20 protein-coding genes are annotated in these 23,056 nt (G+C 64.3%); 9 read left to right on the top strand and 11 right to left on the bottom strand.

Features of this window, described 5'->3' with window-relative positions; translation table 11 throughout:
• The first annotated feature begins 24 nt into the window (after positions 1-24).
• On the top strand, positions 25-1,404 hold the full coding sequence (locus NP945_RS08485; protein WP_256746099.1) for an aspartate aminotransferase family protein: 1,380 nt from the start codon (positions 25-27) through the stop codon (positions 1,402-1,404).
• Between the two features lie 9 nt (positions 1,405-1,413).
• On the top strand, positions 1,414-2,517 hold the full coding sequence (locus NP945_RS08480) for an alcohol dehydrogenase family protein (protein WP_256746098.1): 1,104 nt from the start codon (positions 1,414-1,416) through the stop codon (positions 2,515-2,517).
• Between the two features lie 12 nt (positions 2,518-2,529).
• Here NP945_RS08480 and NP945_RS08475 read toward each other — a convergent pair whose 3' ends face one another.
• The 7 genes from NP945_RS08475 to NP945_RS08445 form a co-directional block, all read right to left on the bottom strand.
• Entirely contained in the window at positions 2,530-3,576 is a 1,047-nt protein-coding gene (locus NP945_RS08475; RefSeq protein WP_256746097.1) for an ornithine cyclodeaminase, read from the bottom strand.
• A 143-nt stretch (positions 3,577-3,719) separates the two neighbouring features.
• Positions 3,720-4,235, bottom strand: coding sequence for an FMN-binding negative transcriptional regulator (locus NP945_RS08470; RefSeq protein WP_256746096.1), 516 nt, complete (start codon positions 4,233-4,235; stop codon positions 3,720-3,722).
• A 4-nt stretch (positions 4,236-4,239) separates the two neighbouring features.
• On the bottom strand, positions 4,240-5,121 hold the full coding sequence (locus NP945_RS08465) for a branched-chain amino acid ABC transporter permease (RefSeq protein WP_127269886.1): 882 nt from the start codon (positions 5,119-5,121) through the stop codon (positions 4,240-4,242).
• 5 nt (positions 5,122-5,126) lie between these two features.
• Complete coding sequence (locus NP945_RS08460) at positions 5,127-5,831, bottom strand: ABC transporter ATP-binding protein (RefSeq protein ID WP_127382641.1); 705 nt, start codon at positions 5,829-5,831, stop codon at positions 5,127-5,129.
• A gap of 4 nt (positions 5,832-5,835) precedes the next feature.
• Positions 5,836-7,002: an ABC transporter substrate-binding protein gene (locus NP945_RS08455; protein ID WP_256746095.1), complete on the bottom strand. Its 1,167-nt coding sequence runs from the start codon at positions 7,000-7,002 to the stop codon at positions 5,836-5,838.
• 45 nt (positions 7,003-7,047) lie between these two features.
• Positions 7,048-8,889, bottom strand: a complete 1,842-nt coding sequence (locus NP945_RS08450) for an ATP-binding cassette domain-containing protein (protein ID WP_256746094.1) — start codon at positions 8,887-8,889, stop codon at positions 7,048-7,050.
• Between the two features lie 14 nt (positions 8,890-8,903).
• Positions 8,904-10,070: an FAD-binding oxidoreductase gene (locus NP945_RS08445; RefSeq protein WP_128287488.1), complete on the bottom strand. Its 1,167-nt coding sequence runs from the start codon at positions 10,068-10,070 to the stop codon at positions 8,904-8,906.
• A gap of 145 nt (positions 10,071-10,215) precedes the next feature.
• On the opposite strand from NP945_RS08445, the gene NP945_RS08440 reads away from it, so the two are divergent.
• From NP945_RS08440 to NP945_RS08420, 5 genes are read left to right on the top strand one after another with little or no spacing between them, the layout of a single operon-like run.
• Positions 10,216-11,154: a MurR/RpiR family transcriptional regulator gene (locus NP945_RS08440; RefSeq protein ID WP_256746093.1), complete on the top strand. Its 939-nt coding sequence runs from the start codon at positions 10,216-10,218 to the stop codon at positions 11,152-11,154.
• Positions 11,151-11,798, top strand: coding sequence for a cysteine hydrolase family protein (locus NP945_RS08435; protein ID WP_127267229.1), 648 nt, complete (start codon positions 11,151-11,153; stop codon positions 11,796-11,798). Before NP945_RS08440 ends, NP945_RS08435 begins: the two co-directional genes overlap by 4 nt.
• On the top strand, positions 11,795-13,117 hold the full coding sequence (locus NP945_RS08430; RefSeq protein WP_256746092.1) for a glutamine synthetase: 1,323 nt from the start codon (positions 11,795-11,797) through the stop codon (positions 13,115-13,117). The genes NP945_RS08435 and NP945_RS08430 overlap by 4 nt, the downstream gene beginning before the upstream one ends.
• Positions 13,117-13,884, top strand: coding sequence for an N-formylglutamate amidohydrolase (locus NP945_RS08425; RefSeq protein WP_256746091.1), 768 nt, complete (start codon positions 13,117-13,119; stop codon positions 13,882-13,884). Before NP945_RS08430 ends, NP945_RS08425 begins: the two co-directional genes overlap by 1 nt.
• Positions 13,881-15,197, top strand: a complete 1,317-nt coding sequence (locus NP945_RS08420; protein ID WP_256746090.1) for an aspartate aminotransferase family protein — start codon at positions 13,881-13,883, stop codon at positions 15,195-15,197. The genes NP945_RS08425 and NP945_RS08420 overlap by 4 nt, the downstream gene beginning before the upstream one ends.
• Before the next feature lie 70 nt (positions 15,198-15,267).
• Here the strand turns inward: NP945_RS08420 and NP945_RS08415 are convergent, their stop codons facing one another.
• From NP945_RS08415 to uxuA, 4 genes are all read right to left on the bottom strand, one after another.
• On the bottom strand, positions 15,268-16,287 hold the full coding sequence (locus NP945_RS08415) for an NADP-dependent oxidoreductase (RefSeq protein ID WP_256746089.1): 1,020 nt from the start codon (positions 16,285-16,287) through the stop codon (positions 15,268-15,270).
• Between the two features lie 24 nt (positions 16,288-16,311).
• Positions 16,312-17,634 carry an LLM class flavin-dependent oxidoreductase gene (locus NP945_RS08410; protein WP_256746088.1) on the bottom strand — a complete coding sequence of 441 codons (1,323 nt, stop codon included), beginning with the start codon at positions 17,632-17,634 and terminating at the stop codon, positions 16,312-16,314.
• A gap of 333 nt (positions 17,635-17,967) precedes the next feature.
• Positions 17,968-18,987, bottom strand: a complete 1,020-nt coding sequence (locus tag NP945_RS08405) for an isopenicillin N synthase family oxygenase (protein WP_256746087.1) — start codon at positions 18,985-18,987, stop codon at positions 17,968-17,970.
• A gap of 316 nt (positions 18,988-19,303) precedes the next feature.
• Positions 19,304-20,488, bottom strand: a complete 1,185-nt coding sequence (gene uxuA, locus NP945_RS08400; protein WP_256746086.1) for a mannonate dehydratase — start codon at positions 20,486-20,488, stop codon at positions 19,304-19,306.
• 98 nt (positions 20,489-20,586) lie between these two features.
• Here uxuA and NP945_RS08395 point away from each other — a divergent pair, with 98 nt between their 5' ends.
• Together NP945_RS08395 and NP945_RS08390 are read left to right on the top strand one after the other, a co-directional pair.
• Positions 20,587-21,372, top strand: a complete 786-nt coding sequence (locus NP945_RS08395) for an SDR family NAD(P)-dependent oxidoreductase (protein ID WP_256746085.1) — start codon at positions 20,587-20,589, stop codon at positions 21,370-21,372.
• Between the two features lie 258 nt (positions 21,373-21,630).
• Positions 21,631-22,983, top strand: coding sequence for an extracellular solute-binding protein (locus tag NP945_RS08390; RefSeq protein WP_256746084.1), 1,353 nt, complete (start codon positions 21,631-21,633; stop codon positions 22,981-22,983).
• Positions 22,984-23,056 lie beyond the last annotated feature (73 nt).

Here is a 23,056-nt window from a genome sequence, read left to right as displayed (position 1 = left end):
ACCGTTTTGTCAGGAGTCAAAAGAATGCTCGACCAGTCCAACGAACTCGCCGCCTGGGATCGCGACCACTTCTTCCACCCCTCGACCCATATGGGCACGCATGCGCGGGGCGAAAGCCCGACGCGCATCATGGCCGGCGGTGAGGGCGTCACCGTCTGGGACAACAATGGCCGGAAGAGCCTCGATGCCTTCGCCGGCCTCTACTGCGTCAATGTCGGCTACGGCCGTCAGAAGATCGCCGATGCCATCGCCGCCCAGGCGAAGAACCTCGCCTACTACCACGCCTATGTCGGCCACGGCACCGAGGCCTCGATCACGCTGGCCAAGATGATCATCGATCGCGCGCCGCAGGGCATGTCGCGGGTCTATTTCGGCCTCTCCGGTTCGGATGCCAACGAAACCAACATCAAGCTGATCTGGTACTACAACAACGTGCTCGGCCGGCCGGAGAAGAAGAAGATCATATCGCGCTGGCGCGGCTACCACGGCTCGGGCGTGATGACGGGATCGCTGACCGGGCTCGACCTGTTCCACAACGCCTTCGACCTGCCGCGCGCGCCGATCCTGCACACCGAAGCACCATATTACTTTCGCCGCACCGACCGCTCGATGAGCGAGGAGCAGTTTTCACAGCATTGCGCCGACAAGCTCGAGGAGATGATCCTGGCCGAGGGTCCGGAAACGGTCGCTGCCTTCATCGGCGAGCCGATCCTCGGCACTGGCGGCATAGTGCCGCCGCCGGCAGGCTATTGGGAAAAGATCCAGGCGGTGCTTAAGAAGTACGACGTGCTGCTGGTCGCCGACGAAGTGGTGACGGGCTTCGGCCGGCTGGGCACCATGTTCGGCTCCGACCATTACGGCATCAAGCCGGACCTGATCACCATCGCCAAGGGCCTGACCTCGGCCTATGCGCCGCTGTCGGGCGTCATCGTCGCCGACAAGATGTGGCAGGTGCTGGTTGAGGGCTCCGACAAGCTCGGCTCGCTCGGCCATGGCTGGACCTATTCGGCGCATCCGATCTGCGTTGCCGCGGGTGTCGCCAATCTCGAACTGATCGACGAGATGGATTTAGTGACAAATGCCAAGGAGACCGGCGCCTATTTCCGCGCCGAACTGGCCAAGGCAGTCGGCGGCCACACGAATGTCGGGGACGTCCGCGGCGACGGCATGCTGGCGGCGGTGGAATTCGTTGCCGACAAGGACGACCGGGTGTTCTTCGACGCTTCGCAGAAGATCGGACCGCAGGTAGCGACGGCGCTTGCGGCGAGCGGCGTCATCGGCCGAGCCATGCCGCAGGGCGACATTCTGGGCTTCGCGCCGCCGCTCTGCCTGACCCGCGAGGAAGCCGACATCGTCGTGTCGAAGACCGCCGATGCCGTGAAGAGCGTGTTTGCCAATCTCTGAGATCGACCGATGAATGCCATGACCAGAACCCTCCCCGCCACCATGGCCGCCGTGCTGCTTACCGGACACGGCGGACCGGAAAAACTCGTCTACCGCAGCGACGTGAAAGTGCCCTCGCCCGCTCCCGGTGAAGTGCTGGTCAAGGTCAGCGCTTGCGGGATGAACAACACCGATGTCTGGGTGCGCCAGGGCGCCTATGGCACGGAGGAGGACGCTGCCGCCGTGTCGACATGGCGCCGACAGAACAACACGCTGAGCTTCCCCCGCATCCAGGGCACCGACACCGTCGGTATCATCGCCGCTGTCGGCGAAGGTGTGTCGCCCGACCGTATCGGCAAACGGGTGATGGTCGATTTCTCGATCTACAATCGCGACGACGATTCGCTCGCCGACATCGACTATATGGGCCATGGCCGCGATGGCGGCTACGCCGAATATCAGGCCGTGCCGGCCGAGAATGCCCATGTCGTCGACACCGACATGAGCGACGTCGAACTCGCCACCTTCTGCTGCGCCTATCTGACGGGCGAGCAGATGCTGGAGCGCGCCGCACTCAAGGCCGGTGAACGCGTGCTGGTCACAGGCGCCTCGGGCGGCGTCGGTTCGGGCATCGTGCAGCTGGCACGGGCGCGCGGCGCCATTCCCTATGCGGTCGTCGGCAAGGGCAAGGAACAGGCGGTACGCGACATCGGCGCCGAAGCTGTCATCACGCGTGGTGTTGCCGACCTGCCGCAAGCCGTGAATGAGGCGACCGGAGGCCAGCCGATCGACGTGGTCGCCGACCTCGTCGGCGGCGCCATCTTCAACGACTTGCTTCGCATCCTGCGGCCCGAAGGCCGCTACACAACCGCCGGCGCGATTGCCGGTCCGGTCGTACAGCTCGATCTCAGGACCATGTACCTGAAGCAATTGCAGTTGCATGGCTCAAGCCAGGGCACGCGCGCGGATTTCCGCCGCATCGTTGGGTACATCGAGGCGAGAAAGATCCGGCCGCTGGTCGGCGGCGTCTACAAGCTCTCCGATTTCCACCATGCGCAGGCGGATTTCATCGCCAAGGATTTCGTCGGCAAGCTGGTGGTGGTGCCGGATGCCATGTGGGGCTCGGCTGGCTGAACAACGCTCGTCTCAACCGTGCTGGGCCGCTCTTAGCAGCATGCCGAACAGGTCGCGCGGCTCGTCGGGGTCGGCCAGCATGTCGAGTTCCTGATAGAGGCCGGTCGAGCGCAGTTGATCCCTGACGTAGCGCAGTGCCGAAAAGTCCTCGATGGCGAAACCGACCGAATCGAACAGCGTGATCTGGCCGGGATCGCGCCGGCCTTGCACGGCGCCTGACATCACCTGCCACAGCTCGGTCACGGGATGGTCGGCCGGAAGCTGCTGGATCTCGCCCTCGATGCGGGTCTGCGGCGGATATTCGACGAAGATGTCGGCGCGCAGCAGGATATCGCGGTGCAGTTCGGTCTTGCCCGGGCAGTCGCCACCGACCGCGTTGATATGGACGCCGGAGCCGACCATGTTGTCGGTGAGGATGGTGGCGTACTGCTTGTCGGCGGTGACGGTGGTGATGATCTGCGCGCCCTCGACGGCCTCCTGCGCGGTGCCGCAGGCGACCATGTCGAAGCCGAGACCGGCGAGATTGCGGATGCATTTTTCGGTGGCAGTGCGGTCGATGTCGTAAAGCCTCAGCCTGTCGACACCGAGCAGCGCCTTGAAGGCCACCGCCTGGAATTCGGCCTGGGCGCCATTGCCGATCAGCGCCATGCAGCTGGAGCCGGCCGGCGCCAGGTATTTGGCGGCCAGAGCCGACATCGCGGCCGTGCGCAGCGCGGTCAGGATGGTCATCTCCGACAACAGCACCGGGTAGCCATTGTGGACATCGGCGAGCATGCCGAAAGCGGTCACCGTCTGGCGGCCCTCGCGCATGTTCTTGGGGTGGCCGTTGACATATTTGAAGCCGTAGACCTCGCCGTCGCTGGTCGGCATCAGCTCGATGACGCCCTCGGCGCTGTGCGAGGCCACGCGCGGGGTCTTGTCGAACAGCTCCCAACGGCGGAAATCATCCTCGATGTAGCCGGCGAGTTCGACGAGGAAGCGCTCGACGCCGATCTTCAGCACCAGCTTCATCATATGATCGACGCTGACGAAGGGCACGATGTTGAGATTTGGGATCATTTTTTCTTATCCTTGCCGCATGCAGGCGGTCAGTCCTGGCGATGCGCGTTGTGCGCCTTCATCATCGCCGCCAGCGCCGGATCGTTTTGTTCCAGCGCCCCGATAGCTCCGCCTGTGTCATAGAGGCGCTCATCCTGTCCCATCTAGAACTTGGCTTCGAGCCGCCCGATCGGCAGGTCAAACCCTATGATACCAGGTATGCGCCGCTCCATGCCGCCTGGTCCCAGTTCGCGCATGCACCAGCGGTCGTCGCGCTCCTTCTCCAGCACGTCGACAAGCTGCAGGAGATGCCGGGCGGTGGCATGATCGTCGAGCGGCACCGGATGCCCATGACAATGCACGACAGCAAAATTCCAGGTCGGCGCGCTGTCGCGCACCGGATTGCGCGGATACCAGGACGGCGAGATGTAGCCATGCGGACCGTGAAAGATGGCGACCGTCTCCCTGCCCTCGGCGATCAGCGCGCTGTGCGGATTGGCCCTGGCGAGATGCGAGACCAGCGTTCCGTTTTCACCCCGCGCGCGATCGAGCACGAAGGGAAGATGCGAGACGACAAGACCCTGCGGTCCCGATGTCACCACCGTGGCAAAGGCCGCGGCCTCGATCAGGCCGAACACCTCGTCGCGCGACAGTGGCGCGAACTCGAGCTTGGTATACATCAGGTCAGCTTCGCTGGGCGCGAACCGCCGGGATCAGGCCTTGCGGGCGAACCAGCAGCACGGCGATGACGCCCGACAGCACGATGGCGTCGCGATAGGGCGCGATCGCTCCCGGCAGTGTCGCTTGCAGCAGCACCTCGATGATGCCGAGCAGGAAGCCGCCGGCGACCGCACCGGGCAGGCTGCCGAGCCCGCCGACGACGGCGGCAATGAAGGCCTTCAGCACCGGCGTAAAGCCCATCAGCGGATCGACCGAGGCACGCTGCGCCACCCACAGCATGGCCGCCAGCCCGGCCAGCAGGCCGGAGAGCAGGAAGGCGGTGGCGATGATGCGGCTGGCCGGAATGCCCATCAGGCGCACGACGTCGAAATCTTCCGCCGCGGCGCGCATCGCCGTGCCGGTCACCGAGCGGCGCAGGAAGACTTCCAGCGCAATCAGCGCCAGTGCGGAGACGACGATGGAGATGCTGGGACCGACGCCGATGGTGAAGTCGCCGAAGGAGAAGGCGCCGGTCATCCAGCTAGGCATGGCGACAGCTTGCGGCCGTGCCGAGATGCCGTTCTGGAAGACGACCTTCAGCAAGCTGGAAACCGCGAAGCTGGTCAACAGCAGGCTGGTGACGCTGGCGCCGCGCATGGGCCTGAAGGCGATACGCTCCATGGCGACGGCGGCGAGCGCGCCGCAGGAGACGGCGACGAGCACGGCTACGGGAAAGGGAAAACCCAGCACCAGCGAGGCCAGAAGCGCATAGCCCGACAGCGTCATCAGCTCGCCATGGGCGAAGTTGATCAGGCCGACGATGGAAAAGACGATCGCCAGCCCGAGCGCCAGCAGGGCATAGACGCCGCCGAGGCTCACCGCATTGATGATCTGCTGCGCGATCATGCTTCTTAAGCTCCCAGATAGGCTTGGCGGACGAGGTCCGAGGAGGCGAGTTCTTTTGCCGTGCCCGACAGCACCACCTCGCCATTGGCGAGCACCACGGCGCGGTCGGCGATTTCGAGCGCCAGCGCTACATTCTGTTCGACCAGGAGGATGGTCAGGCCCTTGCGGCGCAGTTCGGCGATCAGGTCGAAGACGGTGTCGATCAGTTGCGGGGCAAGGCCGAGCGAGGGCTCGTCGAGCAGGATCATGCGCGGCTTGCCCATCAGCGCGCGGGCGATGGCCAGCATCTGCTGTTCGCCGCCCGACAGATTGCCGCCCTTGACGCGATGGTAGCGGCGCAGGATCGGGAACAGCTCCAGCATCTCCTCCTCGCGCAGCCTTGCCTCGGCCGCCGGCTGATGCACTGCGCCGCCGAGACGCAGATTGTCGGCCACCGTCAGGCTGGCGAAGATACGGCGGCCTTCGGGAACCAGCGCGACGCCCTTGCGGGCAATCGCCTCCGGCGCCAGGCCGGTGATGTCGACACCGTCGAAGATCACCTTGCCGGATGCCGCCGGCACCAGCCCGGCGACGGCGCCGAGCGTCGAGCTCTTGCCGGCGCCGTTGGCGCCGACCAGAGCGATGATCTCGCCGCTGCCGACGGTGAGGTCGACGCGGCGCACCGCCTCGACCTCGCCGTACCGGATTTTCAGGGCTTCGACGCTCAGCATGACATCACGGCGCGGGAACGTCGGCAGCGTCGGGGATCAGGGTCTGGACATGCTTGCCCTCGCCGCCCTCGTAGCGCATCAGCGCCACCGGCCGCAGCGGCATGCGATCGGTGCCGGCATAGGTGATCTTGCCGGTGATGCCTTCGAAGTCCTTGAGGCCGGCGATGGCGTCGCGGATCGCCTTCGGGTTGTCGGAGCCAGCCGTCTTGACCGCTTGGTCGAGGATCAGGCCGATCTCGTAGCCATTGACCTCATAGGTCGATTCCGGTGCGTGGCCGGCATATTTGGTGAAGGCTGCGTTGAAGGCCTCGAGCTTGCTGCCCGGCTCGGCATAGCCGGCCGCGGTGTAGACGACGCCGTCGACCAATTTGCCGAGCGCCTTGATGGTCGGCGTGCCGATGGCATCGGCGCCATAGACCGGGATGGTGACGCCGGCGCCACGCAATTGCTGGATGAAGGCCGGGAAATCCGGCTCATAGGCCGCCGTCATGATCAGGTCGGGCTTGTCGGCCAGGCCCTTGATGTTGGTGATCTCGGCGGAAAAGTCGGGCTGGCCCATGCTGAAGGTGCCGCGACCGACAATGGCGCCGCCCTTCTTCTCGAACACCTTGCCGAAATATTCCGGCAGATTGGCGGTGTAGGTGGAGTCCGGCGAAGTCAGCAGGAACACCTTCTTCTTGCCTTCCGAGACGGCGAAGTCGGCGACCGCCGTCGCCTGCACATTGTCGGCCGGATAGGTGCCGAACATGACGTCGCCGACCGCGCCGGTGAGCACCGGGGCGGAGCCGCACAGCGTCAGGGTCGGAATGCCGAGCGGCTGGGTGAGCTGGCCGGCGGAAATCGAGGGATCGGCATCGCACGGCGTGATCATGATCTTGGCGCCGGCGTCGATCAGCTCCTGGGCGACGGTGGCGGTCTGCGCGGTATCGGAGCGCGTGTCCTTGATCAGCAGCTTGACGGTGTATTTGCCGCCGAGCCCGCCCTTGGCGTTGAGCTCGTCGAGCGACATGCGCAGGCCGGCAAGTGCCGGCTGGTCGTAAGGGGCAAGGCCGCCGGTCTGCGCGGTCGCCGCACCGATGATGATCTCCTCGGCGCTGGCCGTCGAAATGGCGGCGATGCCGAACACGGCAGCGCACAAAGCGGCGCGATGGAGGCGATAGAGGCTTGGCATGTCGGTTCTCCTTCTGGATTTCTTATGGTTGGCTGTCGTTGCGGGTCATGCGGTCTGGTTTTCAGGCGTTGCGGTCTTGGCGCGCGCCGTGCGGCTGCCGAGATAGGCTGCGATCACGGCGGGGTTCTTCTGGACATCGCCCGGCGTGCCGTCGGCGATGACGCGGCCATGATCGATGACGACGATGCGCTCGCACAGGTTCATCACCAGCCGCATGTCGTGTTCGATCAGCACAATGCCGATGCGGCGCTCGATGCGGACCGTCGAGAGGATCGAAACCAGTTCGGCGGTCTCGACGGCGTTCATGCCGGCGGCCGGCTCGTCGAGCAGCAGGAAGCGCGGCTTCAACGCCAGTGCACGTGCCACTTCGAGCCGACGGCGCTGGCCGTAGGCAAGCCTGGCGGCCGGTTGATCGGCAAATCTCTCCAGCCCCATGCGCGCAAGTTCACCCATTGCCGCCGCCTCGGCATGGCCAAGATCCGGCTCCACCTGGCGGGCGGCGACGACGACATTTTCGAGCACGGTCATGTGCGGGAAGACGCGGATGTTCTGGAAGGTGCGGGCAACGCCGGAGCGGGCGAAGCGGAAGGCCGAAGCCTGCCGGACCACGCCACCCACCGACACGGTGCCGGCACTCGGCTTGATATCACCGGCCAGCATGTTGAGCAGCGTCGTCTTGCCGGCGCCATTGGGGCCGATGATGCCGGTGATGCTGTCGGTCTCGAAATCCAGGCTGACGTCGTCGACGGCGACGACGCCGGCATAGCGGCGCGACAGATGGACGGCGGTGAGCCGGTCACTCTCGACATGCCGCGGTGGCGCCGTTGAAGCCATCACGGCCTGGCGTCCGGGTCGGCGCAGCAGGTTCAGTTCACGCTCGCCGAACAGACCGGTCGGCCGCCGCCAGATAACCAGGATCATGGCGATGGCAAGCACGCCCTGGGTCAGGCCGAACAGGACGGGCAGATGCAGGCCGAGCACCTCGCCGCCGCCTTCGAAGCGGCGCACCACTTCGACCAAAACGATGGTGACGATGACGCCGGCGAAAGCGCCGAGCGACGAGGTCATGCCGCCGACGATCAGCATGGCGAGCATGGTGAAGCCGAGGTCGAAATAGAAATCGCGTGGCGAGAACGCACCCAGAAACTGCGCCATCATGGCGCCGGCGGCCATGGCGGCGACGACACCCGCCACCCAGGCGGCCAAACGCGCCGTGCGCTGGTCGACGCCGACGGCGGCGGCACCGCGCTCGTCATTGGCGGCGGCGCGGGCGGCAAGGCCGAAGGAGGTTTCGCGAAACAGCCTCGCCGCCACCAGCGCCATCGAAGCGACAGCGGCAGCCGTCCACAGCCCGACCTCGCGCGGCACGCCATAGAATGGCTGACTGCCGCGCGTGATCTCGCGCCCGGCCACCAGCAGCGTGTAGACGATGATCAGCATGGCAAGCGTTGCGATCGAAGCGCTCGATCCGGAAAGCCTGAGCAGCGGCGTGCCGGTCAACAGGCCGACGATGACCGCGAGAGCAAGGACGACGGCCAGCGCCGCGAAGAAGGAGAGTTGATACCCGGCGAGGAATTGCGGCAGGTCGCGCAGCGCCGTTCGCTGCAATGCGGTCGGCATGGTGAGGATGCCGGTGGCGTAGGCGCCAAGGCCGACAAAGGCGGCCTGACCGAACGAGACGATGCCGCTGTTGCCAGAGAATATCTGCAGGCCAAGCACCGCCGTCAGCATGATCGCGGCATAGGTGACCACACGTTGCATGGCGGCGCTGCCAAAGATGAAGGCGGCAAGCGCCACCAGCAGCAGCACCGCGACCATGCACAGGGCATCGGCAGTGGCGTTGCGAAACGCGGCCGGCATGAAGCCACTGGGCTTGCTCTCGCTCATCGTCACCGACGCCATTACGCGGCCCTGAAGCGATCGGGTGAAAACGGCGCCAGGATCGGTTGCGCGCCTTCGGTGACCAGCCTGGCCACCGCCTCGCCGACTGCCGGCCCGGTCTTGAAGCCGTGGCCGGAGGATCCCGCCGAAACGACCAGCCCTTCGACGTCAGGCATGGCGCCGATGACCGGCAGATCGTCGGGGCTCATGTCGTAGAGTCCGGCATAGCCGGGCCGGATGCCAAGCTCGGCCATGGCAGGGACTCTGCCAGCGAAGGTCTCCAGAATCTCGACCGATTCCTGCTCCTCGACACCTTCCATGTAATCATCAGGATTTTCGACCAAACGCGGGCGGCCCGCATGTTCGTGGCGCAGGCCGGTGCCGCCACCAGCCCAGGTGCCGGCCAGGATGACGCCGTCATTGTCAGGCCGTGCATAGTTGCAGGAAATGTCGTCGCACCAGGCGAAAGGCATGACCTGCCTTGCCTTGCCGGCTGCGTCGAGGACGGCCATCGGATGGCGCTCGACATGCAGCGGCAGATCGAGGCCGACCGTCGCTAGCAGGCGGCGCGTCCACGGCCCGGCGGCCAGGACGACGGTACCGGCTTCCAGCACCGTTCCATCGGTCAAGGTGACGCCGGTGATGCGGTCGCCCTGCCGTTGAAGGCTCTCGACCAGCGTGTTCTGCATGATCCTGGCACCGTTGGCGCGGGCGGCACGGGCGATGGCGTTGGTGGCGCCGAAGGCATCGGCGTAGCCATATTCCGGCTCCCACAGCGCCATTGCGACATTGTCCAGGGCAAAGCCGGGTGCCGCGTCGGCAAAGGCCTGCGGCGACAATGTCTCGATGCGCGCGCCCTCGCCGCGGATGCGTTCGGCCGCCGCCGTCCAACTCACCTTGTTGTCGTTGCCGCAGACCCACATCATGCCGATTTCGGTGACGAAAGAGCCTTCGCCCGCGATTTCCGGCAGCGACACCAGGATCTCGCGGCCACGTATGGAAAGCTGCGACAATTCCGGCATCAGGTAGAAGGCGTGCAGCAGCGCCGACGATTTGCCCGACGGGCCGCCGGCGGGATGGGTCTGCTCGACCAATGTGACCTTCACACCGGCCTTGGCCAGATGATAGGCGGCGCTCGATCCGACAATGCCGGCACCGACGACGATGACGTCGCTTCCGTTTCGCATGGCTGTTCCCCACAGTCTCTTGGCTGCTTTCCGACAAGGTAGGGCCAGCGATCACGCAATGTCAACATCTCTTCATTGTTGACCAAGATTTAAATCTCTGTAATAAACTCGACAAAACAAGAGAACACGGATTTCGGGGAGGCCCATGGCGATACGCGATGTTCTGATGCGCGGGGATCTTGCGCTGACGCCGTCGGAAGAGAAGATCGTCCGACTGCTGTTGACGGACTATCCGACCTCCGGCCTCGGCACCGCCTCATCGCTCGCCCGGCGCGCTGGCGTCAGCGATCCGACCGTGGTGAGACTGGTCGTCAAGCTCGGCTATGAAGGGTTTCCGGATTTCCAGGCGAAGCTTCTGGCCGAAGTCGAGGCAAGACTGCACTCGCCGCTGCTGATGATGGAGGCCAAGCGGCAGAGCGGCTCCAACGACAGCGCCGTGCTGGCCTATCTCGACAGCGTCACCACGGCCTTGCAGAAAGCCACCGCCGCGACACCCATCCAGACATACGAGCGGGCGGCCCGCCTGCTGATGGAGGTCAAGGGCGAGGTTGTGATGGTCGGCGGCCGGTTCAGCCGTCACATCGCCGGCATGCTGGCCGGCTATCTCGTGCAGTTTCGCTCCGGGGTTCGCGATCTCGGCGTGCTTTCTCCACAGACTTTCGACACGCTCGCCGACCTCGACCGGCGCGACGTGCTCGTCGTGTTCGACTACCGCCGCTACCAGCTCGACGTCATGGCCTATGCGAGCCAAGCGGCGGCGCTCGATGTGCGCATCGTCCTGTTCACCGACCAATGGCTGTCGCCGATATCAGACCTCGCCGAAGTCACCATCGTCAGCCCGCTCGAAGTCGCCTCGCCCTACGACACGCTGGCGCCGGCGATCGCCCAGATGGAGGCGCTGGTCGCCCATATCGTTTCGACGCTGGGCGACGACGCGCGCGCCCGCATTGAGCGGCTCGAAAGGGTGCGACATGCCAATGCCGTGACACTCGACAGCGACCCGCAAGAGAACGGCGCGCGCAAGATACCCGGACCCCGCAAGACGCCGGGACCCAAATCAGCAAAGCAGGACGACAAAGCATGACCCAGGCCCTACCCAAACGAGACGAAGCCTTCCGTGCCGGCGAAACGGCCCTGCTGCTCGTCGACATGCAGCGCATCTGGCTGGAGCCGGGCGCAGATCCGTCGCATCCGGAGCGTGGGCCCGATCACTATTTCTACCGGCAGACATCGTCACAGACGATCCCCAACCAGGAGCGCCTGCTGGCCGCTGCGCGGGCCAATGGCGTCGAGGTGCTGCACACCATCATCCAGAGCCTGACCGAAGACGGCCGTGACCGCTCGCTCGACCACAAGCTGACGCCGATCCATGTCGCGCCCAGCCTCCCGGAGGGTCTGCCGGTGCCGGCGCTGGCGCCGGTCGGCGACGAGATCATGCTGCCGAAGACGTCGTCCGGCATCTTCAACTCGACCAATGTCGACTATCTCCTCAAGAACCTCGGCATCCGCTATCTCGTCGTGGTCGGCGTGCTGACCGATCAATGCGTCGACATGACGGTGCGCGACGGCGCCGACCGCGGCTATCTTGTCACCTGCGTATCGGATGCCTGCGCCACCATTACGCAGGAACGCCACGACATCGCGCTCAAGGCCTTCGGCGGCTACTGCTGGGTGGCCGATACCGACACGGTCGTCGGCCGCTTCAACGCTTTGGGAAAACCGGCATGACATCGACTGTCGAGCCTCTGGTTGCCGTCGTCACCACGGATCTCTCCGCCGTCACGCGGGGCCGCTTCGTTGCCGAAAGCAAGTTGCAGAAGACCGCCACGACCGGCGTCGGTTGGCTGCAGGCCAATCTGTCGCTGACGCCGTTCAACTCGATCGTCGATCCCAACCCCTGGGGCTCGTCGGGCGACCTACGGCTGATCCCCGATCTCAAGGCGCGCTTTCGCACGACACGCACCGGATCGGCGACGCCGTTCGACATGGTCGCCGGCGACATCGTCGAGCTCGATGGCAGCCCATGGCTGGGGTGCACCCGCACGATGCTCAAAGAGGCGTTGGCCGATTTGAAAGCCGCAACCGGCCTGTCGGTCATCGCCGCCTTCGAGCATGAATTCAATGTCGCCGACGGCGGCTTCGCGCCGGCGCATTCGATGTCTTTCGCCGCATTGCGCCGCACGGACCCCTTCGCGCCCAACCTGATGGCGGCGCTCGAGGAAGCCGGAGTCGCTCCCGAGGTGGTCATCGCCGAATTCGGCGACGAGCAGTTCGAGGTGACGCACGAGCCGGCGGACGCGCTGACGGCGGCGGACCGCGCCGTCGCCATCCGCGAAATCACGCGCGAATTGGCGCGCAATGCCGGCTGGCGTGCGAGCTTCGCGCCCAAAACCGCGCCAACTGCCGTCGGCAACGGCGTCCACATCCATTTCAGCTTTGTCGACGAGGCCGGCAAGCCGGTGACATACGATCCAACGCAGCCCGGAGGTCTTTCCGCCAAAGCCGGCGCCTTCTGTGCCGGCGTGCTGCGCCATCTGCCTGGAATGACCGCGATGACGGCGTCGAGCGTGTCGTCCTTCTACCGGCTGAAGCCGCACAGCTGGAGTTCGTCCTATACCTGGCTTGCCGACCGCGACCGCGAGGCGTCGCTGCGCATCTGCCCGACTGTGACGATCGGCGGACGCGATCCGGCGCGGCAATACAACATCGAATACCGGGCCGCTGACGCCACCGGCAATCCCTATCTGTCGCTGGCGGCGATCATCCGCGCCGGGCTGGAAGGGTTGAAGGCGGGCCTGCCGTCGCCGCCTTTGGTCACCGGCGACCCGACACTGATGAGCGAGGCTGAGCGGGCGAGTCTCTGTCTGGTGCGCCTGCCCGAAACCCTGCCGGCGGCACTGGACGCGTTGCTGGCCGACGGCATCGTGACGGGATGGTTCGCGCCTGTCTTCATCGAAACCTTCGTCGGCCTCAAGCGACATGAAGCCGAGCGTCTTGCCGGTCTCGATCCGGCCTCCATCTGCGATCTCTACCGGACGCTCTATTGATGACCGCGCAGGCCAGAAAAGATTGGCCCGAGGCCGTCGAGGTCCTCAACGAGCACGGCCGCTCCGATATCGTGCTGTTGTGCGAGCATGCGTCCAACCACATGCCGGCCGAGTATCGACAGCTCGGCCTCGATGCCGGCCATCTGCAGCGCCACATCGCCTGGGATATCGGCGCCGCCGAAGTGACCTGCCTGCTGTCGTCGAAGCTCGATGCTGCGGCCTTCCTCAGCGGTTATTCGCGGCTGCTGATCGACCTCAACCGGCCGCTGGGCACGCCAGGCAGCATTCCGGTGCTGTCGGAAGACACCGACATTCCCGGCAATGTCGGCATCGATTCGGCGGAGCGGAGCCGACGTGCCGAGATCATCTTTTCGCCGTTTCATGACCGGGTGACCGCGTATCTCGACCGCCGGGCACAGGCAGGCCGGCAGACGCGGATCGTGACGATCCATTCCTTCACGCCGGTCTTCCTCGGTGTCAGCAGGCCTTGGCATGCCGGCGTGCTGCATGACCAAGCGAGAGGTCTCGCAGAATCGATCCTTTCGGGCCTGCGCACCGACGCCGGGCTCAATGTCGCGGCCAACGTGCCCTATGTGATCAGCCGCGACGCCGACTACGCCGTGCCCATCCATGGCGACGATCGCGGCATCCCCGCCGTCCTCGTCGAGATCCGGCAGGATTTGCTGTCGACGCGGTCCGGCATCGAGGAATGGGCGGACCGGCTGGCGGCGGCACTGCCGGCACTTGAGACGGAAACCGTGCCGTGAGCAATCTAAGCCTGCGCGAACGCGACGCCGCGGCCATCGCCCAGATCGGCAAGCTGCGTTTCTCGCCGCTCAGCGTCATCGGCGGCCGGGGCAACCGGCTGATCGAGGAAGGCGGCCGCTCCTTGCTAGACCTGTCGGGATCGGCCGGTCCGGCGGTGCTCGGCTACGGCCATCCGGCAATCGTCGAAGCGGTCGAGACGTCGATCCGCGACATGGCGGGCGCCAGCCTGCTGCTCTACCCGAACGAGCCCGCCGTATCGCTGGCGGAGCGGCTGCTGGCGATTACGCCCGGAGAAGGCGAACGGCGCGTCTGGTTCGGCCATTCCGGGTCGGATGCCAACGACTGCGCGGTGCGCGTGCTGCAGGCAGCCACCGGCCGCTCGCGCTTCATCTCGTTCATCGGTTCCTATCACGGCAATCTCTCCGGCTCGATGGGCATCAGCGGCCATACCGCCATGACCCACACGCTGCCCCGGCCGGGCGTGCTTCTGCTGCCCTATCCCGATCCGTTCCGACCGAATTTCAGCAGCGAGGACGTGCTGGCCCTGCTCGACTACCAGTTCGAGACCACCTGCCCGCCGCATCAGGTCGCGGCGGTGTTCATCGAGCCGTTGATGTCGGATGGCGGACTGATCGTGCCGCCGCCCGGCTTTCTCAAGGCATTGCAGGAGCGTTGCCGCAAGCACGGCATCAAGATTGTCGTTGACGAGGTCAAGGTCGGGCTCGCCCGCAGCGGCATGATGCACTGCTTCCAGCATGAAGGACTGACGCCCGACCTCGTCGTCTTTGGCAAAGGCATCGGCGGTGGCTTGCCGTTGTCGGCCGTGATCGGCCCTAAGGAGATCATGGACCATGCGCCGGCCTTCGCGCTGCAGACAACCGCGGGCAATCCGGTGGCGACATCGGCCGGCAACGCGGTGCTGAAGACGATCGAGACGGACGGCCTGGTCGAGCGCTCGGCGCGGATCGGCATGCTGTTTTCCGACGCGCTGCGAGCCCTTGCCGCCAGGCATGAGATCATCGGCGACGTGCGCGGGCGCGGCCTTGCCATCGGTGTCGACCTAGTCAAGGACCGCGCGACACGCGAGCCCGTTCCAGCCACGACCACGGCCAAGATCATCTATCGCGGCTATGAGCTGGGTGCAGCCTTCACCTATGTCGGGTTGAAGGCCAATGTGCTGGAGTTCATGCCACCGCTGACGCTGACGGAAGACGAGATGACCGAGGGCGTCGCGATCGTCGACCAGGCAATCGCTGACGTGAATGCCGGCAAGGTCTCGGATGCGGACGTCGCCTCCTTCATGATGTGGTGAACAAAAAAGGCGCCGCGCCGGGCTGCGACAGCGATTGTCTCGGCAGCCCCGGCTCATCGTTGTGCAACAATTATTCCGCGATACGCACGATCAGCTTGCCGAAATTCCTGCCTTCGAGAAGGCCGAGAAAGGCCTGAGGCGCATTTTCGATGCCGTCCACGATATCTTCCCTGTAGCGGACGCGGCCGGACGCTATCCATTCGGCCATCTCACGATAGAAGGCCGGGCGCTGGTCGACAAATTCGCGCTGGATAAAACCCCTGATCGTCAGGCTGCGGTGCAGCACTTGCTGCATCAATGTCGGCAACCGGTCGGTGCCGGCATCCGCGATGACGTTGTACTGCGCGATCAGCCCGCAGACCGGCACACGCGCAAATTCGTTCAGCAGCGGAAACACCGCGTCCCAGACAGGACCGCCGACATTTTCGAAATAGATGTCGATGCCGCCGGGGCAAGCTGCCTTCAACTGCTCTGCAAAATCGTCGGCCCGGTGATCGACGACCGCGTCAAAGCCGAGCTCTTCTCGCACGAAGGCGCACTTTTCGGCACCGCCGGCAATGCCGACGGCACGCGCACCCTTGATGCGCGCGATCTGGCCAACGGCCGACCCGACCGCGCCGCTGGCGGCCGCGACGACGACCGTCTCGCCAGGCTTCGGCTGCCCGATGGTGAGCAGACCGGCATAGGCCGTAAAGCCCGGCATGCCGAGCACGCCGAGCGCGGTTGTTATGGGTGCAGCCGCGGGATCGAGCTTGCGCAGCCCGACACCGTCGGACAGGGCGAAACTCTGCCATCCGGAGTGGGACAGGACGATATCGCCTTCAGCAAATTCCGGATGGCGAGAGATCATCACACGCGCGACGGTGCCGCCCTCCATCACGCCGTCGACATCGACCGGCTTGGCATAGGATTTGGTGGCGTTCATACGACCGCGCATATAGGGATCGAGCGACAGATAAAGGATCTGCAACAGCAGTTCGCCCTCTCCCGGCTGGTCAAGGTCAACCGTATCGATGCGGAAATCATCCGGCTTCGGCCGGCCTTGCGGTCGCGCCGCGAGCACGATGCGGGTGTTGGACTGGATTGACATGGAGACCTCTCCGCGAAGGATGTTCTACTCGAAAAACCGGTTGGGCGGCCGCTTCAGGCCGAGATTCTCGCGCAGTGTCGACCCCTCATATTGCCGCCTGAAGATGCCTCGCCGTTGCAATTCCGGCACCACTTTCTCGGCAAAATCATCCAGCCCTGCCGGCAGGTAAGGAAACATGATGTTGAACCCGTCAGAGCCCTCGGCAACCAGCCATTCCTCCATCTCGTCGGCGATTGTTTCAGGCGTGCCGACAAAAGCAAGGCCGGAATAGCCGCCCAGCCTTTGCGCAAGCTGCCTGACGGTCAGGTTCTCCTCGCGTGCCAGTTCGATGACGCGCTCGCGGCCACTCCTGCTCGCATTGGTCTCGGGGATTTCGGGCAAGGGCGCGTCCGGGTCAAATCCGGACGCATCGTGTCCGATCGCGATCGACAGCGAGGCGATGCCGCTCTCGTAGTAGACGAGGCTGTCGAGCTTCGCCCGCCTGGCCTGCGCGTCCTCGACGCTGTCGCCGACAACGACAAAGGCGCCAGGCAGGATCTTGATGTCGTCACGCGAGCGGCCGAGTTTCTCCGCACGGCCTTTGACGTCGGCAAAGAAACGCTGTCCCGCCGCGATATCCGCATGGGCGGCGAAAATGACCTCCGCTGTCTCCGCCGCCAGTTGGCGTCCAGCCTCCGACGCGCCGGCCTGGACGACGACCGGCCAACCCTGGATTGGCCGGGCGATGTTGAGCGGCCCACGCACCGAGAGATGTTCGCCCTTGTGGTCGAGCACATGCAGCCTGGCCGGATCGAAATAGAACCCGCTTTCGGCGTCGCGGATGAAGGCATCGTCGGCAAAGCTGTCCCACAGGCCGGTGACGACATCGTAAAATTCCCGCGCCCGCCGGTAGCGCTCATCATGCTCGACATGCTCGTCGAGGCCGAAGTTCAGCGCCGCGTCAGGGTTGGACGTGGTGACGATGTTCCAGCCGGCGCGTCCACCGCTGATATGGTCCAGCGAGGCGAAGCGGCGAGCAACATGATAAGGCGCGTCGAACGTCGTCGATGCGGTGGCGACCAGCCCGATATGGTCAGTGACGGCGGCGAGCGCCGACAGCAGCGTGAACGGCTCGAACGAGGTGACCGTGTGGCTGCGCCGCAACGCCTCGATCGGCATGTTCAGAACGGCCAGATGGTCGGCCATGAAGAAGGCGTCGAACTTCGCCGCTTCCAGGGTCTGGGCGAAGCGCTTCAGATGCGCGAAATTGAAATTGGCGTCGGCATAGGCGCCCGGATAGCGCCAGGCGCCGGTGTGCAGGCTGACGGGGCGCATGAAGGCGCCGAGGCGCAGTTGTTTTCGTGTCATGAAAGATGTTCCGGCCGATCGATACAGTCGAGCACAGTGCTCGAATCCTTCTCAGGATCGGACGGTCAGCCCAACTCGGGAAGGTATTCTGTTCCGCTGCGCCGGGCTTTTGCAGCATTTCAGTTTTGCGCTGATACCCCAGGACAAAAAACGGCCGGGCTCGAATACGGCCCGGCCAAAAAGAAGGTCAAAACCTTCAGAGGGGAACACCGTTCGGCGAAATGGGAGGAAACCGCCGAACGATTTTACCTTTTTGAGCTTATTTCCAAGCCTTGGCGACGAATGGCATTCCAAAAAACATGCCAAACGGCAAAAATTCGTGCCAGGCGACCGTCACGAACCCACCGTTCCAGTCTCCAGAAGATCGGCATAGTGGCGGCGTGCCACGTCGGGATGGGAACGCAGCCGGCTTTTGAGCACATTGATTCCGACGTCGCGGAACAACGGGTTGTCGGGATCGCTTGCCGGTCCGCGCGCCTGCGCCGCCAGTTCCTCGGAAAGGCCGAGAAGCGGGATGGTCGCATCGAGCCGCGCGCTGAAGAAGAAGGGAACGGAAATCCTTTCGACGCCGGCAGGCGGCGTCACGACGCGGTGCACGGTGGCCCGCAGATATCCATTCGATGCGAGTTCGAGCAGTTCGCCGATGTTGACGACCAGCGTTCCGGGCAGCGGATCCACATTCACCCAGCTTCCGTCATATTCGACCTGCAGCCCCTTGTTGTCGTCCTGCAGCAGCAGGGTCAGGAAGCCGCCATCCTTGTGCGCGCCGACGCCCTGGTCGCCTTCGGTCGCGTCACGGCCGGGATAACGAACGATCTTCATACGATGGTTGGGCGAGTCCCGGTAGATCGCGTCGAAGGCGTCCTCGGGCTGATCGAGCGATAGTGCGAAGGCTTTCAGCAGCCGAATCGCCACCGCGGTCGCCTTGGCCTGCCATGCAAGCAGTGCCGGCTTGAGCTCCGGCAATGCCGACGGCCATTGGTTGGGTCCTTGCAACCTTGTCCACGGTGCAATTCCAGGTCCCTGCGCTATGGGCTGGCGCTCGACGCCGATGTCGAGTTGCTCACGCCAATCGGCCGCGCCCTTGGTCAGTTCGCCACCGGCGCGGGTGTAGCCGCGGAACTGCTGGGATTTGACCATTTCGATCGCCAGCTTGTCGGCCTCCGGCAGCGCGAAGAACCGGCGCGAGGCATCGAGCACGTCGTCGATCTCCGAGGCCGAAATTCCGTGGCCGCTGAGATAGAAGAAGCCGACGTCCCGAGCCGCCGTGCGCAGGTCCAGGAGAAAGGTACGATATTCGGAGGCACCTTGTTCGAGACGGCTCAGATCGAGCACCGGCACAATTCTAGGCATGGTCAGGTTCCTTCTTTTCTCTGCCTTGGCTTAGGAGAAGTAGAAGCGACCACCGGCAAGAGCTTCGAGAATGAATGCATCTCAAAGTGACACGCAAGGCGTGCCGATCAAAGCAACAAGAAGTCCAATCTGGCCCGAATGGAAGAACGTCAGCGCTGCATATTGTGAACTGCCGGCAAATAATTTCCCGACACGTGCTTTACCCGCCATGCCTCTCGTAGGCCGCACTTTCCAGTGCGACATCGTATAAGTCACAGCGGAAGCGCAACCGCGCGTGATCGCCTGTAAATCCGCCAGCCGACCGGCCGGAGGGCATTCAAGCCAGCTCGAACCGCTCGATGGCGCGCATGATGCCACGCAGCTCGGCGAGGCCTTTCAGCCGGCCGATCAGCGAATAGCCGGGATTGAGCCTGGTCTTGCCGATGTCGTCGGCGAGCAGATGGCCATGGTCGGGCCGCATCGGAATGCGCCAGTCGGCGCGGCCTTCCCGACGGCGGCGCGCCTCTTCCTGCATCAGAGCAAGGATAACATGCGCCATGTCCGTGCCGCCCTCGAGATGCTCGGCCTCGTAGAACGAGCCGTCATCCTCGATGGTGATGTTGCGCAGATGGGCGAAATGGATGCGGTCGGCGAACTCCTTGACCATGGCGACGATGTCGTTGTCGGCGCGCGTGCCATAGGAGCCGGTGCAGAACGTCAGGCCGTTGGCGGGGCTGTCGACGGCGTTGAGGATGAAACGCGCATCCTCGGCGGTCGAAACGATGCGCGGCAGGCCATAGAGCGAGAAGGGCGGATCGTCGGGATGGATGCACATGCGCACCCCCTCCTCTTCGGCCACCGGAATGATCTCGCGCAGGAACCAGGCAAGGTTGTCGCGCAGCTCCTTCGGTCCGATCGCATCATAGTCCGCCAGGGCCTCGCGAAAACTGTCCCTGTCATAGCTGCGCTCGGTCGCAGGCAGGCCGGCGATCAGGTTGCGCTCGATCCTGTCGATCGCTTCGCTGCTCAATTCCTTCAGCCGCGCTTCCGCCTCGGCAATGCGGGCGGGGGTATAGCCGGCCTCGGCATTGACGCGCTTCAGCACAAACAAATCGTAGGCTGCGAAATCGATCGCGTCGAAACGCAACGCATAACCTGTCGTTGGCAGCCGATAGGCGAGATCCGTGCGCGTCCAGTCGACCACCGGCATGAAATTGTAGCAGACCGTCGCAATGCCGGCCTTGGCGAGCGCGCGAATTGAGTCACGATAGTAGCCGGCATAGCGCTCGCGTTCCGGCGCGCCGATCTTGAAGGAATTGTGGACCGGAATGCTCTCGACCACCGACCATGTCAGGCCGGCGGCCTCGATGACACGCTTGCGCTCCAGAATGCTCTCGAGGGGCCAGGCGCGCCCGTCATAGATATCGTACAAGGCGCTCACCACGCCGGTCGCACCGGCCTGCCTGACATGATCGAGCGTTACCGGGTCGTTCGGTCCATACCAGCGCCAGCACTGTTCCATTGCCGCTTCCTTCTGCGAGAGGACGGCAACCTATTGTTGGACCACAATGGGTGTCAAACTAGGAACGGTTTCGGACAGCGAATGAAGGAGTTTTCCCAATGAAGGATTTCGACGGCAAGGTGGCTTTGGTGACGGGCACGACCGGGATTGGCCTCGCAACCGCCAGACGCCTCGCTGCAGGGGGTGCTGCGATCGTCGCCTGCGGCATCGACCGCGCGGCCAACGCTGCGCTGAAAGCGGAACTGGAAAGCTCCGGAGCCGGGGCGCTGGTCATAGACGCCGACGTCTCCGTGCCCGATCAGGTTCGCGACGCGGTCGCGGCCGGCGTCGAGCGGTTCGGCGGCCTCGATATCATCGTCAATTCGGCGGCGGTGCATCCGTACGGAACCGCGACCAGCACCGATTTCGAGACCTGGAACAGGGCGATGTCGGTCAATGTCGGGTCCATCTATCTGACCGCGCATTTCGGCATTCCGGAAATGGTCCGCATGGGCGGCGGCGCCATCGTCAACGTCGCTTCGGTGCAGGGCTTTGCCTGCCAGCAAAACGTCGCCGCCTATGCCACCACCAAGGGCGCCATCCACACGCTGACGCGTGCCCTGGCCCTCGACCATGCGCGCTCCGGCATCCGCGTCAATTCCGTCAGCCCCGGCTCGATCCGCACCCCGATCCTGGAGAAGGCCGCCCGCGGCGAGAACGGCACGGATGCCGATGTCGAGGCCGCCTACAAGCGCTTCGGCGAAGCGCACCCCATCGGGCGCATCGGCGAGCCGGAGGAAGTGGCCGAACTCATCGCTTTCCTGTGTTCGTCGAAGGCCGGCTTCTGCACTGGCGCGGACTACAAGATCGATGGCGGCCTGACCGCCGGCATCGGCGTGAAGTAGATCGCGAAGATTGGGGCTTGTCCGTTACCGGGAGCAGCCAGCATCCGACCATTGGTTTGCCGATCTTCTTGCAGATCAATGCCCAAGCAAATTGAACACCGCACGGGCCACGCCGAACATGAAAGGGGCGGTGCGATCGATGAAATAATAGGCATTCTTGCCGATTGACAAAAACATCAACAGGCGACCAAGATCATATGACCATCAACGATATTGGTCCCGAGGTTGCCCCTCGGCATTGGCGTAAAGGAGAGCCAGATGCCCCTTCAGCAGAGAGTGACCCATCGTCCGAAACAATGTCCCGCCGCTCCCATCCTTGCCACCGCACTGCTAGGTCTCGGCCTGATCACACTGCCCGGCATCGGCCACGCCGAAGGGATCACGCTCAAGATTTTCGGCGGCTCGGCGCTCGACGAACTCGCGCCGCGTCAACCGCCGGACGAGCAGAAGAAAATCCAGCAACAGGTCATCGACGGTTTCCTCAAGACCAACCCCGACGTCGCCGCCGTCGAGTGGGATGCCCAGGGGCCGCAAACCGATTCCATTCAGCGCGTGATGACCGCAAAACTTGCAAACCAGGAAATGGATCTGATCGCCTGCCCGGCCTTCTACACCAATGGCGCCTATGTCAGGCGCAAACTGGTGATGCCGATTACCGACAAGATCAAGCCGTTCCAGGACAGGATCGATACCGCCGCTCTTGGCGCCTTTACGGTCAACGGCCAAGTCTACGGGGTGCCGATCTCGACGCTGTCGACGTCGACGATCTTCTACAATGTCGATCTCTTTCAGAAGCTCGCCATTCCTGTCCCGCCAACCTATGACGACCTGAAGGCAGCCGTGCCGAAGTTCAAGGCCGCGGGCGTGATCCCTCTGCTGCATCAGGGCTCGAACACCGTGATGTGGCCGATGTGGTACTTCGAGACCTTTTCGCAGGCATCAGGCGACCCGGTCGGCAAGACGCAGAAGAACCTCGAGGGTACGGCGAAGTTCACCGACGCGCCCGATGTCGAGGGGTTCAAGCTGATCAAGCAATGGGTCGATGACGGCATCCTTTCCAAGGATTCGCTTTCCGTCGACCAGGACGGCATGCGTGCGGCCTTCGCCGCCGGCAAGAGCGCCATGTATTATGGCGGCACCTGGGAAATCCCGTCGCTCCAGTCGAGCGTCAAGGACTCCAAATGGGGCGTCTTCGCCTTTCCGAAAATGGACGGAACGCCGGGCGCGCCTGGCCATGGCGGCGGTGCCGACAACGGCATGTGCGTCGCCTCCTCGATCCCGCCCGAGAAGCTCGATGCCGCGGTCAAATTCATCGAATATCTGACACGGCCTGAAGTCGCGACGCTCTACCTCGCGCCGGAACAGCCGATCGCGGCCTCGATCAAGGGCGTGCCGCAGGTCGACGATGCCTATGCCGTCGAATTGCGCAAGCAAGCCTTCCCGAACACGATCAAGTTCCTCGACTGGATCTGGCCATCCGAGGTCGCGAGCGCCACGTCTTCGGCAATCGCCGGCATCGTCGGCGGCACCACGACGCCCGAAGACGCCGCCGCATCGATCCAGACCATCTTCGACGACCTCAAGGCCCAGGGCAGCTGGCCGCCCAAATGAGGCCCTGAAGTAGCGCCTGCAAGCGAGCGCCCATCCAGCCGGGCTGATGTGCCAGGCAAGAAAAACAGAGGCT

Origin of the sequence: Mesorhizobium sp. LMG17149, from assembly GCF_024518695.1 — a bacterium.
Lineage (GTDB): Bacteria > Pseudomonadota > Alphaproteobacteria > Rhizobiales > Rhizobiaceae > Mesorhizobium.
This window is presented reverse-complemented; position numbering and strand designations above follow the sequence as displayed.